The organism is Dolichospermum circinale AWQC310F (assembly GCF_000426925.1).
GTDB lineage: Bacteria > Cyanobacteriota > Cyanobacteriia > Cyanobacteriales > Nostocaceae > Dolichospermum > Dolichospermum circinale.
In genome coordinates, this window is record NZ_KE384676.1 from 20815 (window position 1) to 38524 (window position 17710).

Annotated in this window: 21 protein-coding genes and 1 pseudogene; 6 read left to right on the forward strand and 16 right to left on the reverse strand. The window is 35.9% G+C overall.

Annotated features, from left to right (window positions below; all coding sequences use genetic code 11):
• Positions 1-83 precede the first annotated feature (83 nt).
• The 14 genes from hypB to ACIR310F_RS0109165 form a co-directional block, all read right to left on the reverse strand.
• Positions 84-893, reverse strand: a complete 810-nt coding sequence (gene hypB, locus ACIR310F_RS0109100; RefSeq protein WP_028083573.1) for a hydrogenase nickel incorporation protein HypB — start codon at positions 891-893, stop codon at positions 84-86.
• A complete protein-coding gene (gene hypA, locus ACIR310F_RS0109105; RefSeq protein WP_028083574.1) occupies positions 884-1225 on the reverse strand; it encodes a hydrogenase maturation nickel metallochaperone HypA in 342 nt (113 codons plus the stop codon). Before hypA ends, hypB begins: the two co-directional genes overlap by 10 nt.
• A gap of 59 nt (positions 1226-1284) precedes the next feature.
• Positions 1285-2379 carry a hydrogenase expression/formation protein HypE gene (hypE, locus tag ACIR310F_RS0109110; RefSeq protein ID WP_028083575.1) on the reverse strand — a complete coding sequence of 365 codons (1095 nt, stop codon included), beginning with the start codon at positions 2377-2379 and terminating at the stop codon, positions 1285-1287.
• Positions 2380-2448: 69 nt separating this feature from the next.
• Positions 2449-2664: a tautomerase family protein gene (locus ACIR310F_RS0109115; RefSeq protein ID WP_028083576.1), complete on the reverse strand. Its 216-nt coding sequence runs from the start codon at positions 2662-2664 to the stop codon at positions 2449-2451.
• 24 nt (positions 2665-2688) lie between these two features.
• On the reverse strand, positions 2689-3840 hold the full coding sequence (gene hypD, locus ACIR310F_RS0109120) for a hydrogenase formation protein HypD (RefSeq protein WP_028083577.1): 1152 nt from the start codon (positions 3838-3840) through the stop codon (positions 2689-2691).
• A gap of 120 nt (positions 3841-3960) precedes the next feature.
• Positions 3961-4206 (reverse strand): HypC/HybG/HupF family hydrogenase formation chaperone, encoded by a 246-nt coding sequence (locus ACIR310F_RS0109125; RefSeq protein WP_028083578.1) that lies wholly within the window; start codon positions 4204-4206, stop codon positions 3961-3963.
• A 162-nt stretch (positions 4207-4368) separates the two neighbouring features.
• Positions 4369-6720, reverse strand: a complete 2352-nt coding sequence (gene hypF, locus ACIR310F_RS0109130) for a carbamoyltransferase HypF (RefSeq protein WP_028083579.1) — start codon at positions 6718-6720, stop codon at positions 4369-4371.
• Between the two features lie 39 nt (positions 6721-6759).
• Positions 6760-7920, reverse strand: a complete 1161-nt coding sequence (locus tag ACIR310F_RS0109135; RefSeq protein ID WP_028083580.1) for an NHL repeat-containing protein — start codon at positions 7918-7920, stop codon at positions 6760-6762.
• A gap of 261 nt (positions 7921-8181) precedes the next feature.
• Positions 8182-8421, reverse strand: a complete 240-nt coding sequence (locus ACIR310F_RS26720) for a type ISP restriction/modification enzyme (RefSeq protein ID WP_028083581.1) — start codon at positions 8419-8421, stop codon at positions 8182-8184.
• A 60-nt stretch (positions 8422-8481) separates the two neighbouring features.
• Complete coding sequence (locus ACIR310F_RS27300) at positions 8482-8604, reverse strand: hypothetical protein (protein ID WP_269208349.1); 123 nt, start codon at positions 8602-8604, stop codon at positions 8482-8484.
• A 332-nt stretch (positions 8605-8936) separates the two neighbouring features.
• Complete coding sequence (locus tag ACIR310F_RS0109150; RefSeq protein ID WP_028083582.1) at positions 8937-9161, reverse strand: hypothetical protein; 225 nt, start codon at positions 9159-9161, stop codon at positions 8937-8939.
• An 8-nt stretch (positions 9162-9169) separates the two neighbouring features.
• The gene (locus ACIR310F_RS0109155) at positions 9170-9433 is read right to left on the reverse strand and encodes an asr0689 family protein (protein ID WP_028083583.1); all 264 of its coding nucleotides are present in this window, start codon (positions 9431-9433) and stop codon (positions 9170-9172) included.
• Positions 9434-9443: 10 nt separating this feature from the next.
• Positions 9444-10412: a hypothetical protein gene (locus tag ACIR310F_RS0109160; protein ID WP_028083584.1), complete on the reverse strand. Its 969-nt coding sequence runs from the start codon at positions 10410-10412 to the stop codon at positions 9444-9446.
• A 247-nt stretch (positions 10413-10659) separates the two neighbouring features.
• Complete coding sequence (locus ACIR310F_RS0109165; protein ID WP_028083585.1) at positions 10660-11274, reverse strand: molybdenum cofactor guanylyltransferase; 615 nt, start codon at positions 11272-11274, stop codon at positions 10660-10662.
• A 184-nt stretch (positions 11275-11458) separates the two neighbouring features.
• On the opposite strand from ACIR310F_RS0109165, the gene ACIR310F_RS0109170 reads away from it, so the two are divergent.
• From ACIR310F_RS0109170 to ACIR310F_RS0109180, 3 genes are all read left to right on the forward strand, one after another.
• Positions 11459-11920 carry a nitrate reductase associated protein gene (locus ACIR310F_RS0109170; protein WP_028083586.1) on the forward strand — a complete coding sequence of 154 codons (462 nt, stop codon included), beginning with the start codon at positions 11459-11461 and terminating at the stop codon, positions 11918-11920.
• Positions 11921-11971: 51 nt separating this feature from the next.
• On the forward strand, positions 11972-12178 hold the full coding sequence (locus ACIR310F_RS0109175) for an RNA-binding S4 domain-containing protein (protein ID WP_028083587.1): 207 nt from the start codon (positions 11972-11974) through the stop codon (positions 12176-12178).
• Positions 12179-12659: 481 nt separating this feature from the next.
• Positions 12660-13622, forward strand: coding sequence for a hydrogenase small subunit (locus tag ACIR310F_RS0109180; protein ID WP_028083588.1), 963 nt, complete (start codon positions 12660-12662; stop codon positions 13620-13622).
• Between the two features lie 63 nt (positions 13623-13685).
• Here ACIR310F_RS0109180 and ACIR310F_RS25450 read toward each other — a convergent pair whose 3' ends face one another.
• A complete protein-coding gene (locus ACIR310F_RS25450; RefSeq protein WP_155963718.1) occupies positions 13686-13823 on the reverse strand; it encodes a hypothetical protein in 138 nt (45 codons plus the stop codon).
• Between ACIR310F_RS25450 and ACIR310F_RS0109185 the strand changes: the two are divergent.
• The 3 genes and pseudogenes from ACIR310F_RS0109185 to ACIR310F_RS0109195 form a co-directional block, all read left to right on the forward strand.
• Positions 13817-14326, forward strand: a pseudogene (locus ACIR310F_RS0109185) (nickel-dependent hydrogenase large subunit); the annotation flags it as partial. The gene ACIR310F_RS25450 and the pseudogene ACIR310F_RS0109185 overlap by 7 nt on opposite strands.
• Before the next feature lie 287 nt (positions 14327-14613).
• Positions 14614-15024 carry a hypothetical protein gene (locus ACIR310F_RS0109190; RefSeq protein WP_028083590.1) on the forward strand — a complete coding sequence of 137 codons (411 nt, stop codon included), beginning with the start codon at positions 14614-14616 and terminating at the stop codon, positions 15022-15024.
• A 69-nt stretch (positions 15025-15093) separates the two neighbouring features.
• Positions 15094-16650 carry an AAA-like domain-containing protein gene (locus ACIR310F_RS0109195; RefSeq protein ID WP_028083591.1) on the forward strand — a complete coding sequence of 519 codons (1557 nt, stop codon included), beginning with the start codon at positions 15094-15096 and terminating at the stop codon, positions 16648-16650.
• Positions 16651-17015: 365 nt separating this feature from the next.
• Here ACIR310F_RS0109195 and ACIR310F_RS24825 read toward each other — a convergent pair.
• The coding region (locus ACIR310F_RS24825; RefSeq protein ID WP_196803188.1) for a GUN4 domain-containing protein at positions 17016-17710 on the reverse strand (695 nt) is incomplete at its 5' end.

The following is a 17710-nucleotide window of genomic DNA, read 5'->3' on the forward strand; positions in this document are numbered from 1 at the left end:
AATCCTGTGTAAATTAAATGCAAAACAGCTTACTAGCGTAAACTAGCCCAAGTTTTGATTAGTTTATCAAAAGAAAATTGCAATTAAACAGAAACCACAACCTTACTAAACAAAAACCCATACCACTCATCTAACCCTTCCCCAGTAGTAGCAGAAACTTGGAACACTTGGATTTTGGGATTTACCTGTTTAGCATATTCAATACAACGCTGAACATCAAAATTGATATAAGGCAATAAATCAATTTTCGTTAAAATCATAATATCACTACTGCGAAACATATAAGGGTATTTAATAGGTTTATCTTCTCCTTCCGTCACCGATAAAATTACCACCTTAGCCGCTTCTCCCAAGTCAAACAAAGCCGGACAAACCAAATTTCCGACATTTTCAATCATCACCACAGAATTTAACGGCGGATTCAATTCTTGCAGCCCTTTTTCTACCATAGAAGCATCTAAATGACAACCAGTACCCGTGTTAATTTGCACGACTTTACAACCAGTAGATTTAATTTTTTCAGCATCATTTGTAGTTTCTTGATCACCTTCAATAACGCTGATAGTTAGTGTATTTTTTAAATCATTAATAGTGCGAGTTAATAAAGTAGTTTTACCTGCACCGGGAGAACTCATTAAATTTAAAGCCAGAATATTTCGACCTTTAAACCAGCCACGATTTTGGGCAGCTAATAAGTTATTTTTACCTAATATTTCTTGTTCTAAAGATATGGTTGTATTATGGACTTGAGCATGAATTTGGGTTGTTTCTTCATGATGATGGGAATGAGTAATTACAGTCCCATCTGCTAAAGTATGAGTATGATGATGTTCATTTTCCATATTTGTAATTGTTGTTTGATTATCGTCGGCACAACCGCAAGTTACACACATAATTCCTCTACTTCAATTTCTTTAATTTTTAGTTCTTCACCAGCTATTATATCTAATTTAATACTACCACATTCACAAATACCAAAAGGTTTTTCGACATAAAAATTTGTACCACATTCACGACATTTAGCCATTCCTGGTATTTCCAAAATTTCTAATCTTGCCCCTTCAACTATTGTACCTTGGGAACAAATATCAAAACAAAATTTAATCGCTTCTGGCATAATAGCTGATAATTGACCAATTTCTAATAATACTCTTTGGACTTTTTTATTTTGGGCGTTTTCGCTAACTATAGCGATGATATTTTGAGTGATTCCTAGTTCGTGCATAGGTTTTTTTTATTTCACGCAGAGACGCGGAGGCGCAGAGAGAGGAAGAATGAGGTTTTTTAACAAATTCTGGGAAGTTGGTCGCCGACTAGCATATCTATGATTCTTTCTGCACCAAATTTGGTTTTTAATAGGACTATTCCTGGTGGTGTGGGAATAATTTCACCTATGATAGATGCTTGTTTTCCTGTGGGGTGGTTTTTCATTGTTGCTAAAATCAAATCGACTTTTTCTGGAGGTGCAACTATGACTAATTTTCCTTCGTTGGCTAAATATAAGGGTTCTAAACCTAAGATTTCACATACTCCATTTACTTCTTCTTTAATGGGAATTGCATTGTCATGAATGCGTATTCCTAAGTTAGAAGTGAGGGCAAATTCATTTAATACTGTGGCTAAACCTCCTCTGGTTGCGTCTCGCATGGCGTGAATTTGGGGACAAATTTTAATAATTTCGGCAACTAATTCATGTAATGGTTGACAGTCGCTTTCTATATTTGTGTCTAATGCTAATTCTCCTCTGGCAATTAATATTGCTGTGCCATGATTTCCAATTTCTCCGTTGATAATTACCACGTCTCCTGGTTGAATATGGCGCGGAGAAATATCAATTCCTGGGGGAATTATGCCAATACCGGCAGTGTTTATAAATAATTTATCAGCACAACCACGATTAACAACTTTTGTGTCTCCTGTGACTATTTGTACTCCAGCTTTTTGGGCTGCTTTCTGCATACTAGCCACAACTTTTCTTAATGTTTCTATGGGTAAACCTTCTTCTAAAATCATGCTACAAGTGAGATATAAAGGTTTTGCTCCACTCACGGCTAAATCATTAATTGTACCATTAATTGCTAATTCTCCTATGTCTGAACCAGGAAAAAATAAAGGATCTACTACATAGGAATCTGTAGTAAATGCTAATCGCTTTCCATGTTGAGAAAGACTAAGTAAATCAAATGTGGCTTGGTCTTCTAATTGGGATAAAATGGGATTATCAAAACTTTTCACAAATATATCGGCGATTAAATCTCTCATGGCTTTACCACCACTACCATGAGATAAATTAATATGAGTATCTCTCACTTTTCCTGCACGACGACGGACTTGTTCGATTTTTTGAAAGAGTGAATTTTGATTAGGGTTAATTGGCATTTTAAAGTTGCTTTGTAATTATATTTTTTTTCTTGTGGGACAGGCATCTTGCCTGTCATTATTAATTAATTACCTACCTGTTTCTTCATGTCTACCATTGTGTTTATCGTAATGTAAAATGCCACCAACTGCCCAATCTTCCCGTTCAAATTCGTCAATATGTACGGTTATCCACTCGGGTTTTGTTCCTAAAGCAGTAACTAAAGCATCAGTTACAGCTTTGACTAATTTCCGCTTTTTTTCTATGGAGTGACCTTTACCAATTTGGACAGTAACAAAAGGCATATCATTTTCCTCAAATTGTGCAATTTAGATTGATAGTGGTTGGGGCGATACACCTGATTTATCTCGTTTAGCCATAGTTGAAAGTCGCCCATATTTGTAATATGCTGCACAAGCACCTTCGGAAGAAACCATACAAGTTCCTATGGGTGTTTCTGGTGTGCAAGCTGTTCCAAATACTTGACATTGCCAAGGTTTTAAACTTCCTTTCAGAATTTCTCCACATTGACAAGCTTTATGATCTGCTACTTTTAAATTAGGAATTGTAAATTTAACTTCAGCATCAAATTGGGCATATTCTGCGCGGATTTTAAAACCGGAATTGGGGATTTCTCCTAAACCTCGCCATGCAAATTTTTCCCGCACTGTAAAAACTTGATTCATGGCTGTTAATGCGTTTTGATTTCCGACTGGTTCTACTAAACGATTATATTGATTTTCGACTTGACAACGATTTTCTACTATTTGTTTTAATAACATCCAAATAGATTGGAAAATGTCTAATGGTTCAAAGCCAGAAATAACGATGGGTTTATGATATTCTTGAACAATAAATTCATAGGGTTCTGTTCCTATGACCATACTTACATGACCTGGACCAACAAAACCATCGAGTTGTAAATCGGGGTTTTCTAATAATGCTTGTAAGGCGGGAATTACTAAGACATGATTAGAAAACATACTGAAATTAGTAATATTTTCTGTGGCTGCTTGGAGAATGGTAAAAGCAGTGCTGGGGGCTGTGGTTTCAAAGCCTAAACCGAAGAAAACTATTTCTTTATGGGGGTTTTCTTTGGCTATTTTCAGACTATCTAAAGGTGAGTAAACCATGCGAATATCCGCACCTTGGGCTTTGGCTTGCAATAAGCTGGTTTTTGCACCAGGTACACGCATTGCGTCGCCAAATGTGGTAAATATGATGTTGGGTAGTTGACAGAGGGCGATCGCATCATCTATTCTCCCTTTAGGCATGACGCAAACTGGACAACCAGGACCATGAATTAATTCTATATTATCGGGTAATATTTCTTCGATTCCATATTTAAAAATCGCATGGGTATGTCCTCCACATACTTCCATTATTTTTAAATGTCTGTCTATTTGTTGGCTGAGTTTTTCGATTTCTTTTTGTAAGGCTTGGGCTTTTTCTGGGTTGCGAAATTCATCTACATATTTCATATCAATTTTAGATTTTAGATTTTGGATTAATTACTTCACAAAACATAAATTGATTAGCTAGAATGTCATTATTTTGTTTTCCAGTCCGTTAAAACTGACTTTTGCTATTAGCCTTGTACTTTAGTGCAAAGCGGCTATTTCTTGCAATAATTTTAATGTTTCTGCTGCTTCTTTTTCGTTAATTCTGTTCATGGCAAAACCAACATGAACTAATACCCAATCTCCTATACAAGCTTCTGGTGGGTGTTGTTGGTCAACTATACAGGCTATGTTTATTTCTCTTTTGACTCCTCCAATATTAACTATAGCTAGTTTGTGTTCTCTGTTGGTTATTTCTGTTATTTGTCCGGGTATTCCTAAACACATTTGAGTTTTCCTTTTTTAAGATTTATCTCACGCAGAGGCGCAGAGACAACGGAGGTTTTTATAGCGTTTCTCTTAAGTATTTAGCGGCTGCAATTACACTTTGTCCTAGTGATAATCTTTTAAGATTTATCTCACGCAGAGGCGCAGAGACAACGGAGGTTTTTATAGCGTTTCTCTTAAGTATTTAGCGGCTGCAATTACACTTTGTCCTAGTGATAATCCTCCATCATTTGTCGGTACTATACTATGATTTAATACATTAATTTCTAATTTTTCTAGTCGCATTTTTACCTGTTGTAATAAAATTTGATTCTGAAATACGCCTCCTGTTAATGCTACTTGATTAAATTGATGTTCTTGTCTAAGTCGTTTAACAATTGTTCCAATAGCAACAGCTAAACTTTTATGAAATTTTGCGGCTATTTCTGATGATGAAATGTACTGTTTTATATCATTCAAAATTTCTCGCCATGTCGGGGATGTATCTATATAATATATATTAGCTGATTTTTGCAATTTAAAGGAATAATTTAGAGTTTCTTTATTATTGTTTAAAATATTGGTATCAGCTATTGCTTCCATTTCTATGGCTGCTTGTCCTTCATAGCTGCATTGTTCTGGACAAATACCTATTGCGGCTGCAACTGCATCAAATAATCTTCCTACTGATGATGTTAAGGGTGAATTAATACCTTTTTCTATGATTTGGTTGAGTAGTTTAGGGTTTTTATGTTCTAAAAATTTGATTATTTCTAAATCCCTGTATTCTTCTTGTATTTCGTGCCAACTAAAAGCATTAATTAATTGAGAATAGGTATTTCTCCAAGGTTGATAAATTGCCTGTTTTCCTCCTATCATGTGCATAGGTTTAAATGTTGCTAATCTTTGAAAAATTTGATAATCTGCTAATAAAAATTCTCCTCCCCATAATGTACCATCTTCTCCATATCCTAAACCATCAAAGGCTATTCCTAAAATCGGTTTTGTATCTAAAGAAATTTTATTTTCTGCCATACAAGCGGCTATATGGGCGTGATGATGTTGAATTTCTGCTAATTTAATATGATTAACCGTTGCTAGTTGTTTACCAAGTTTAGATGATAAGTATTCTGGATGTTTATCAATAGCAATTATTTCTGGTTTATGTTCAAACAAATTTAGATATAAATTCAATGTTTCTTGATAAGCATTAAACGCGGACGCATTTTCTAAATCTCCTAAATGTTGTGATAAAATCGCCTCACCTTCTCTTAATAAACAAAAGGTATTTTTCAACTCACTACCCATGGCCAAAAGAGGCGGTATTTTTTCAAATCCCGGTGGTAAAATAATTGGTGCTGGTGCATATCCCCTAGCGCGTCTGAGGGTTTGAATTTTATCATCAATAACTCTAACTACCGAATCATCTACTCTATTAACAATATCTCGATTATGTAATAGAAAATAATCAGCTATTTTCGATAATTTATCTTTAGCATCTTCATTATTTATACATTGTGGTTCATCACAAATATTAGCACTAGTTAAAACTATTGGTACTTTCATTCTTCTGAGAATTAAATGATGTAAAGGCGTATAAGGTAACATAAAACCCAGGGTATTTTGTCCTGGTGCTATAGCAGATGCTAATTGATGATTAGCTTTTATTTTTAATAAAACAATAGGTGCAGCCGAACTTGTTAATAATGCCTTTTCTAAATCATTAATATAGCAATATTCAGAAATAATATTTATATCTCTTGCCATTAAAGCCAAAGGCTTATGATATCTATGTTTACGATTTCTGAGTTTTATAACTGCATTTTCCAAAGTAGCATCACAAGCCAAATGAAAACCACCTAAACCTTTAATAGCGACAATTTCACCCTTTTGTAATAAAGTACAAACAGCATCCAAATCATCCAACATTGAGAACATATCAGATATCACAGGTTTACCGTCAGCCCTTTCTAACCATGCACGAGGTCCGCATACAAAACAAGCCACAGGTTGAGCATGAAAACGACGATTTTCCACATCTTGATATTCCCTTTCACATTCCTTACACATTGGAAAATTCGCCATACTCGTATTATCCCTATCGTAAGGAATAGCGCCAACAATAGTTAACCTTGGACCACAATGAGTACAATTAGTAAAAGGATAACGAAAATAACGACTAAAAGGATCAAAAATTTCCCTTTGACACTGAGAACAACTTGCAGCGTCAGGAGAGACTTGAGTTTTTATCACACCATTAACACTTGGAGAAATCACAAAATCATCAAAATTAAATTCTCCCCAATATAGACCTCTAACCACCTCATTAATCCTTGCCAAAGGCGGACATTCTTGATATAATTTATTCACAAACTCCGTGATTATTTCCTCACTACCAGAAACACGAATTAACACCCCTTTACCATCATTATAAACCTCACCTTTCAAACCTAAAATATGAGCTAAACGATAAACAGTAGGACGAAAACCCACACCTTGTACAGTCCCACAAACCCTAATTTCCTCTATTCTCATTCTTCCTCCTCTGCGACTCTGCGACTCTGCGAGAGATAATCAAAACTTCCAAATCAAAACGCGATTATTCCCAGAATCAGAAATTACCGCAACTTCTCCACAAACCTTAACTCCATAACACCAATTTAAACTTTGTCGCGTTGCTAGTCCAAAATTGCGATTTTCACTTTTATTTGTAAAGTTATCTTGCCCAATGACAACATCAGCATCCGCACCCTGTAATAATAGAATAGATTCTCGTTTTTTCCATCCTACTAAACGCGAATTAGCCGTGTCAGCCACTATTAAATAATCTCCCCAAATATCTACCCCATAAGGCATACTTAAACTACTAGCACTAGGAAAATAAACCCCTTGATTTAATTCTACAAAATTAAAGTTTTCTTGTCCTAAAATCACCGCACAAGGAGTATTATTTTCTGTTGGTATTCCTGGCCAAATCATGACCCTGTTATTACCTGCATCAGTCACGACCAAATTATCATCCCAAATCGTGATATCATGACACCAACGCATACTAGCAGCAGTGGGAGAACCACCTCCATTTTCATTGCGTGATATCATATCTGGTTGTCCCAAAACTATATCCGCAGGTTGACCATTTTCTGTGGGTAATTGATTCCAAATTAATAACCGACGATTTCCGGTATCAGCTACAAATAGTTTACCTTGATAATGGAAAATACCATAAGGCCAATGTAGAGTATTAGCTGCGGGTTCTTGGTTTCCTCGATTTGGTTTATTATCAATAAAGTTAGTTTGTCCTAACACTAAATCTGCGGGAATATGACTATCTTTTGGAAGATTATACCAGATTAAAATGCGATGATTCCAAGCATCTGCAACAGCTAAACCATGACCACATTTACAAATACCCGTAGGCACACTAAATGTAGATTTTCCCGGTGTATTTTTGGCGTTTTGTCCTTCATGAAAAAAGTCAGGTTGTCCTATTACCCAGTCCGCAGGTTCATGGTCTTGTGTGGGTAAATTTTGCCACCCTAATAAACGATGATGTCCTGTATCTGCTACCCATAATGGTCCGGTTGGTGATAATAAACAAGCTGCACGGGGTCCAAACATTGTTGTAGGAGTGGGTGCAAGGGGAATTACTAACTGTTCGGGTGTAATATTATTTCCTAATATTATTTTGGCGCTATCAGGGAAGAGGGAGAAATGGGATATATTTTGGGTTTGCAATGTAGATAGGGAACTAATATTTACGTTATTTACTTCAGGTTTAGTTAATAAAATTGTAGGTTGGGTTGACGCAAGGAAACCCAACATATTTAGATGATCGGAAAACCTGGAATAATTCTATCAATTTCTTCCATTATTCGGAAAGTTTCTGTTAAGGAGATAACAATTTTTTGATAATGGTTAATCTCTTGGGTAGATAATTCTCGTTTGGCGTTTTTTCTGTCTTTTAACCATTTGTCTAATACTTGGTATCTACCAATTTTAAATTCCTAGATATGTGAATGAGTTAAATAGGTTTTGATTACTGGTTAAGGGAAGACGGGGAAAATCTATTTTCAGAAATTCAGCGTATCTAGTGCGGTATGATTGTAGTAATTCTCTGATTGGTTGTAAATTATTAATTACAATAATTTTACCTGATTTTAAATCAGCTAGTTTAGTAGTTTTTTCACATTCTCCGTTTACATACCAATGAAATTCTAGATAATTATTTAAAATCAAATTGTCACCAATATTTGATTCTAAATAACGTTTGATTTGTGCTGTTTTTTCGATTTTAGTTCAATCAATATTAATATCTTTAGCTTTTATATATCCTAAAATCCGATCATTTTTTCTGACAGTTAAATCTGGTATTCCTGCTTGATTACCTTTTTCTTCAATTCTGGCATTAATCCCCATCATTAAACCCTCAATGAGACGTTTTAGGCTGGGGTAATGACTGCTTTGTCCACCACTTTTAAGATTTTATTGTAAGTCTTGGATGTAGTTATTAAAATCAGACATAATCCCTGGATAATTATTTATTAATCTTCTTTTTAGAATAGCATATAATTGTAATTTGTAATGTATTTGTAGCTTGGGTTAAGCGACAGCGAAACCCAACAAAGTCCTGAAAATGTTGTAATCTACTTGTTTATCTGTTGATCATGTTGGGTTTTCTGGTGTCAACCCAACCTACTTGTTTATATATTGATCATGTTGGGTTTTCTAGTGTCAACCCAACCTACTGTAAATCATTTCATTCTAAAATCTTGCAATAAAAAAGGCATAATTGCACCCGTAATTAAACTAGCTACAGTAATGGGAATACAAAGGGGAATTGATGCTTGTGCTAGTAATACTAATATAACTGTGCCAATACCACTAGCAATTATAGTTTGACGCAGAAAATATATGGGGTCACGGAATAGTTTACCCTTAAAAAATAACTTAATAGAAAACCAACTTAATTCTAACATATATCCTCCTAGTAATTAGCTAATAAATTCAGGATAAATAACCCTAAAATTACCGCAGGAATTACCCCCGCTGGTGCGAATAAACTACCAATTATGGCTGCAAATTTGTATCCGATATCTTTACCAGCAAGGATAATTCCACCAATTGCACCACCAACCATTGATAAAATTACAGCAATGATTAACCAAGTAAATCCTGTGGTGAAATTTAATTCTGTATTTAGACTATACAGAAAGTTAATAAATTCTGGATCATTGACAAAATTAAACATGATGATTCTCCTATACTTGGATTTCTGCGGCTAAATCTTCTAGTGCTTTACCTACTATTTCTGCTTGTTCTAATTGTTGATGTTCTGTAAATATTTCCCAAGCTTGCTGATAGTATTCTCGCGCTTGCAAAAGATTTATTTGATTTCCTAATTCCGGTTTTTCAGGATTATCAGGTAAGTTGAAAAGAACATTAGCTTTGTTAGAAATTGTGTTAGCATATTCTAACGGTGTATCTTGAGGATTACGCACTTTCAAAGCTTCATTGTAAGCTAAAACAGCCCGTAAATTATTTTCTCCAGGATGAGAACTCACTAAATATTGTAAAGCATTTCCTAAATTATTTTGCAACATTGCATATTCTCTAGGATGGTCAATTATGTTAATATGTTTGAGAGCAGTTTCAAAAGACTGTATTGCTAAACCTTGACGTAAAGATTCCCGTTCTGATGCCATTGGCATAGACAGATAAGCGATCGCTATATTATTATATAAAATCGCATATTCTTGCGGATACTTTTCCCAAGTAAACACCCGCAAAGCCTGATGATAAACATGAATACTATCAGTTATCCGCGCTAAATTTTCGGGAACTAAAGACTGTAAAACTAAACCCAAATTCATTTGGGCTGCTGCTACCTCCTCCGCTGTGGCAAATTGTTGTAAAATTGGCAAAGCTTCCTCATAATCTACCCGCGCTTCTTGCAACATCTGGGAATCACCATCAGGAATCATCTGTAATGCCCCTGCCCTGCCCACCTTAGCCCGTGCTTTCAGTAAAACGTATTCCTCCCCACACATTTGATATGCACGGTCAAATAGCCCAATTGCATGGCGTAAATCTTGGGATGTTTGCGGCTTTTTTTGTAAACCTGTAGCAATTTCCATCAGCATTTGGATTTTTTCTGCTGTTGTTGCTGACTCGGAAGATATAGCCGCGATCGCTGCTTTGACCGCTGAATCTGTCATACTAGATATCATAATTGGTGTACTCTAACTAGTTGAAGAAAAGAATTAAATTATCAATATCTAGGTTGCATAAATTACGGAAATTTTAATTATCAATCTAGAAATATTCTATCTCTATAGATAATCAGATAAAATCCCAGCAACGCACATTTTAATTAATAGGTATTACTACCAAAAATATAATTGAGTTATTTAATTAATAATTATTAATTACTATAAAACAACCTCTAGAAAAAGTCTAGAGTAAAATTACTTATCTTTATAGAAATTTTACAGAATCAAGATGATTAAAATTAAATAGCATTTCTGGATCTTCCAAAAGCAATACTTCTACAGAATAAGATTTTAACCACTCTTGAAAAGAACGTCCACCTTGTTCAATATACTGCCTTAATTCCGGTAAACAACGACGACGATAAAAACCACATAAAGGCTGCCAAATTTGATGATTTTGTACCAAAGCTGCTATTTTATTTTCGGGAATTGTATCTAATTGACCTATCCAATTTTGCAATATTTCTAGCCGTAAATTTGGTAAATCACAAGCCAATAAAAGTACCCAATTTGTTTCTACTGCTGCTAAACCTTGCATAAAACCTACAAGGGGTCCATGGGTGCGGGGTTCATTTCCAGTTTCCCCAGGTAAAGGAACTTCTCGAATAAATTGACTGTGAGGTGTGAGTAATTCTTGATAACGTTCTGGCCAGGGAGTGACAATATAAACTTTATCCGTACAAGCCTCTGCAATAGTACAAATTAATCTTAACATAGGCACACCGCCCATGGCAATCAAAGCTTTATCTCTACCCATGCGAGTGCTTTTACCACCAGCTAAAATAATAGTCGTAACATGATACTGGGAATCAATATTCATAATATTTGTATTTTATAGCAATCCGATTCGTTAATTTTTGGGTTATTTAGTCATCTTTAGATGACCTTGGCTATGAGACTGGGAATTAATTCCCAGGCGGGCTATAGATCCTACGATATTTTCTCATAAATCATTTACAATAACTATATAAATCTATTTTTCATAAATAAATAACACCCATTTTATGACAGATTTTTTTGAATTTGAAGCGGATTTTGTTGATTCCTTGCGCTGTATTCCTATGCTAGTACGTTACAAGCTAGATACTTGCGGAATTAAGCTAAAATTAGCAGAATGGAATGAGATGAATCAAGAGTCACGTCAAAAATTAATCATATTACCTTGTGCTACAGATAGTCAAATTCATAATTACAGAGATTATATTCAGCAGCTAGTATTAAAACTGACTGGTAAATCTGTGGCTGAATTACCAATTGAACCTAATCCACCATGGTTAGATATCACCAATATTCCCAGAAGTGTTGACGAAAAAGCTCAAGAAATAGGTATAATTATCACTATCGAAGCTTGGAAAAATTTAACCATTTTACAGCGGTTTGTCCTAATTAAACTCAGTCGTCCTAGTCATGAAAATAAAAACTTTTTACCGGCTTTGGTAGAATTTAATTTATTGCCAAAATCCTAAATTCTGCTATATTGCTATGGATGATACTTTTTAAGTAATTAGTAAAAGCAAATGATTAAATTAGACCAGTTTTTAAAGTTTATTGGTATAGCCTCTACGGGAGGTCAAGCGAAATTGTTGATACTTGATGGTGAGGTGAAAGTGAATGGTATAGTGGAAACAAGAAGAGGCCGGAAATTAGGAGATGATGATATAGTGACAATAGGACGAGAAACTTTTAAAGTAGGGGAAATTATACAGCAAGTTGAGCTTGAGTGAAGTACACTTTGTGCAGGCAAGATGCCCGCACCACAAGAGTTTTATTATTAATATCTGTACTTCATAAGATCGGGAACTGCTGGATCACGTCCTGATAATTAATTAATTTTTATACTTGTTATTTATTTGTTATTTTACTGCCATTTGCCTATTCAAAAACTTTTAAGTTTTATTTAGAAAAAAGGTAATTGACTTAAATAATACCTTAGATTATAATAACAAATATAGCTATAGCACTCCTAAAGAAAATGTGTTTGTGGCAATTGCAGTAGACATAGACATCTCCCTGTTCTCCTCCTCCGTGATCTCTGTGTCCCAAGTGGTTGGTTAATACAAATGTTGCCCACAAATCAAATAGGAGTCCAAATTAATGATCAAGAGGGTCAAAATCTACAAGCTAAATCCTGAAAAAAGGGTAAGTTATACCCTTAAATAACTTCCTTAATTGTCCATTGTCAACATATATAAAAATACATAGCTAATGACTAATGTACTTTGGCTACAAGGTGGTGCTTGTTCAGGTAACACCATGTCATTTCTGAATGCGGAAGAACCGACAGCTTGTGATTTAATTGCTGATTTCGGCATGAAAATACTTTGGCATCCTTCCCTGGGTTTAGAATTGGGTGATAACGTCCAAATCATGTTATGGGACTGTATTTTAGGGAAAACGCCCCTGGATATTTTGGTATTTGAAGGCAGCGTAGTTAACGCCCCTAATGGTACAGGAGAATGGAACCGGTTTGCAGACCGTCCTATGAAAGATTGGTTAAACGATTTAGCCAAAGTTGCCAAATTCATTGTCGCAGTAGGAGACTGTGCGACCTGGGGGGGAATTCCCGCAATGTCACCCAACCCCAGCGACTCCAAAGGACTACAATTTCTGAAACGGGAAAAAGGCGGTTTTTTAGGTTCAGATTTTGTCAGTCAAGGTGGTTTACCCGTCATTAATATTCCCGGTTGTCCCGCACACCCCGACTGGATAACGCAGATATTAGTAGCGATCGCCACCGGACGAATTGATGATATAGTTCTCGATGAACTACATCGTCCCCAAACCTTCTTTAACACCTTCACCCAAACCGGTTGTACCCGCAACATTCACTTTGCATACAAAGCCACAACCGGGGAATTTGGCCAACGGAAAGGTTGTCTATTTTACGACTTAGGTTGTCGTGGACCCATGACCCGTTCTTCCTGTAACCGTATTCTTTGGAACCGCGTCTCCTCCAAAACCCGCGCTGGAATGCCCTGTTTAGGCTGTACAGAACCGGAATTTCCCTTTTTTGACCTTGAACCCGGAACAGTCTTTAAAACCCAAACCGTCATGGGAGTACCCAAAGAAATACCCCCCGGAGTCAACCATAAAGATTACGCAGTGCTTACCGTTGTCGCCAAAGACACAGCCCCAAAATGGGCAGAGGAAGACTTTTTTACCGTTTAGTTATTAGTCATTAGTCAGTGGTCAGTGGTTAAAAGGTTTCTTTCCACAGTTATTTTTTTGTCCCTACTTTTCAGGTATGTATGCGCGAAACAAAAAAATAAAAATCTCATAACAACTAACAAAGGACAACTGACAACTGACAACTAACAACGGACAACTGACAACTAACAACGGACAACTGACAAAGGAAAAATATGCCAATTCAAACCTTAGATATTTCACCCGTTGGTAGAGTCGAGGGTGATTTAGATGTGCGTGTCGAAATCGAAAATGGATATGTCACAAATGCCTGGACTCATGCCGAACTTTTTCGGGGTTTTGAAATAATTTTACGCGGAAAAGATCCCCAAGCCGGCTTAATTGTCACTCCCAGAATTTGTGGAATTTGTGGCGGTTCTCACCTCAGTTCTGCCTCTTGGGCATTGGACACAGCTTGGGGAACAGAAGTTCCCAGAAATGCGATTTTAGCGAGAAACTTAGGGCAAATTGTCGAAACAATTCAAAGTATTCCTCGCTATTTTTACGGACTATTTGCCATTGATTTAACTAATAAAAATTATCGCCGCAGTCACTTTTATGATGAAGCTTGTCGACGTTTTGCTGCCTTCACAGGTAAATCCTATGAAATCGGCATTACCATTTCTGGAAAACCTGTGGAAATTTACGCTTTATTAGGTGGACAATGGCCGCACAGCAGTTATATGGCAATAAATTGGTGAATTGCTGATATAGTCAGGATTTACAAGGATAGGTCTAATCATTCCCTGATTTTTCCTTAAATTAGGTGATAAATCCACCCCCAGCTATGCTATAAGCAAAGATAGCCAGCAGCAAATTCATTTATTTGGTTTTCTTAGGCGTTACCTAATTTTTCCCTAACCCTGGAATAGCGATGCCTAGGTCGCGCAACGCTTACGCATAACTATGATAAATTTTTAGTAAGCAAAGAATAATCCAATCTACCCATCCTCTTTTAATCTTCTTCCTGATTATGAATTTCAAACGATGGCAGGAACTCAAGCAAATCCTCACTGAAGAAAAAGATTTGTCTAACATCTGGACATATTACATGGATCATTTTGCGGATCATCCCGAATTCATCAACTTGGGAAAACCTAGCCAGAATCAATATATCGACGCAGTTGTCAAAAAAACCTGTCAACAACTATTTGGTCAAAACGTCAAAATTACCAATTCTCTCCTTATCTATATTCCCCGACATCAATTTTTCCACGGACCATTCCAAGCAAGCGGACGAATTGGTGGTGTGATTTTCTTTGAGGATATCAAAGTCGGTTTAATGGGTATTTCCGCACACTTTCCCCCAACTAGTGAGGTGAAATATTCCCGGTTTACCGAAGTAATGGATCTATCACCACCAACAGGTCACGATTTAAATTGAAGCCTTCCTGACCCGCCCCAACCCGAAAATCGTCTAAACTTAAATTGTTCACTTATTACCAAAATCATCATGACTCGCTGGTTTAATATTGCAGGTCCCTGTAACCCTAAAAAAAACTATACACTCTCAACCACCAGTCGTTTACCCGACTTATCAATGTTAATTGCACAAGAAAGTTATTTTGTGCTTCATGCACCACGACAAACGGGAAAAACCACCGCCATGTTATCCCTAGCAAAGCAACTTACTGATACAGGAAATTATGCAGCAGTCATGGTATCAGCAGAGGTAGGAAGTGCATTTAATCATGATCCCATCGCCGCAGAATTAGCAATTTTAGGAACTTGGTATAATACAATTCAAGATAGTCTACCTCTAGAATTACAACCACCTGCTAAACAATGGCAACAGGAAGAACCAGGAAGCAGAATTAAGGCTTTTTTAAGAGGTTGGGCAAAAGCTATAAATCGTCCTTTAATATTATTTATAGATGAAATTGATTCTTTACAAGACCAAACATTAATTTCTATTTTACGACAATTAAGAGATGGGTTTCCTAAACGTCCCGAAAATTTTCCCTCATCGGTGGGATTAATTGGTTTACGAGATGTGCGAGATTATAAAGTAGCATCTGGTGGTAGTGACAGATTAAATACATCCAGTCCTTTTAATATTAAAGTTGCTTCTATTACTATGCGAAATTTTAATATTGCAGAAGTAGGAGAATTATATCAACAACATACAGCAGCAACAGGACAAATTTTCACACCAGAAGCTATAGAAACAGCATTTGATTTAACCCAAGGACAACCTTGGTTAGTGAATGCTTTGGCTAAAGAAGTTGTAGAAAAAATGGTTAAAGATACAAATATTGCTATTACCAAAGAACACATTTTAAAAGCCAAAGAAATATTAATTACTCGTCAAGATACTCATTTAGATAGTTTAGCTGAACGGTTACGAGAACCCAGGATAAAAGCAATTATTGAACCAATGTTAGCAGGTTTAGAATTAGGAAATATACCCAACGATGATATTCAATTTGTGATTGATTTGGGATTATGTAAAATGCACCCCTATGGAGGTTTAACTATTGCTAATCCCATTTATCGGGAAGTGTTACCCAGAGTATTAACAGTAACACCAATGGCATCTTTACCAATGATTGCACCCACTTGGTTAACCCCAGAAGGTGAATTAAATATTGATGCTTTATTAACAGCATTTCTCAAGTTTTGGCGACAACATGGAGAACCATTATTAGGTAGCACTGGCTATCATGAAATTGCCCCGCATATTGTATTAATGGCTTTTTTACATCGTGTTATTAATGGTGGGGGAGTTTTAGAAAGGGAATATGCAATTGGTAGTGACAGAATGGATTTATGTCTGCGTTATAAAGATGTAATTTTAGGGATTGAGTTAAAGGTGTGGAGGGATAAAAAACGCGATCCTCAAACTGATGGTATTGAACAATTAGAATCCTATTTAGGGCGTTTAGGGTTGGATTTTGGGTGGTTGTTTGTGTTTGATAGGCGAAAAAATGCTTTACCAATGGAAGAAAGGTTATCAAGTGAGGTGGTGGTGACGGAAAATCAATATAGGATTACTGTAATTAGGGCTTGAGTGTTTTGATAAGGAGTAGGTTAGGTAATGATACTATCGCTTTTTTGTCTGAATCAGGATATCTAGGATTTAAGGATTTAGAGGATGTTTATTTGGGTTCAGATTTCTTGGATTTAAGGATGTTTTGAATTTGATAATTTTTGGATATTATTTATCATTTAGATTAATGCTCTCATAAGTCCATGCTTTAAATACAAAACTCACATTCTGTAAATCCTGATTCTGACAATTAAAATTCTAATTCATGAAAATTTCTAAAAATCAATCTTCAATAAATCACACTAAACTAACATCCTGTAAATCCTTTAATCCTAGATATCCTGATTCAGACTTAATAATTTTTTGTAATATCTAAAGGTTACAGTTTACAAGTCTTGATGAGATAAAAGAAAATTAAGTGTATCATCATCGCATCGTTTAAAATTAATTCGCCATACCTCCTCCCAATATATCACCATATCCCTCTTCCATGTGTCCAACATAAAATCTCTTACTTTGATAAGATCATTGAATTCAGATGTATCCATTGTATCCATAGAAGAATATTTGTACAAATAAGAAATCCCCATAACAAATGGTAAACCTCCTTTGGTTAGTGCTTTTATATCAAAATCCCTTTCCTGAAGCTGAATCCACTTTCCTCCTTTTTTCCATCCTACCTTGTCAGCGAAGGCTTCCCATATTTTTTCGTTGTAGGTTCTCGTTCCACCCAAACCGTGATAAATCCGTTTCTGCACAGAAATACCAAATTTTTCATTACTGTATTTTAGCCACAACTGGTCAATGGTGCGAATATCTTCGCTGGTAAAATTATCAATATCGTCTTCCCCTAACGAATATTTCTCTTCCCACAATTTCGTAAACAGTAGCATTACCTTAAGTGTTTCGTATTCTGCTAATGCCCAATCTTCTGCCGCAAGTAAATCTTGTAGTTTTCCATATTTTATAGATAGAATTTGCTGTCTTACTTCCATAATCATTCGACTAGCATCAAGATGTCCATAACGTTGAGATTCTTTCAAATCAGCAATGGACTGCCTATAGTTATGAACTTTTAAAT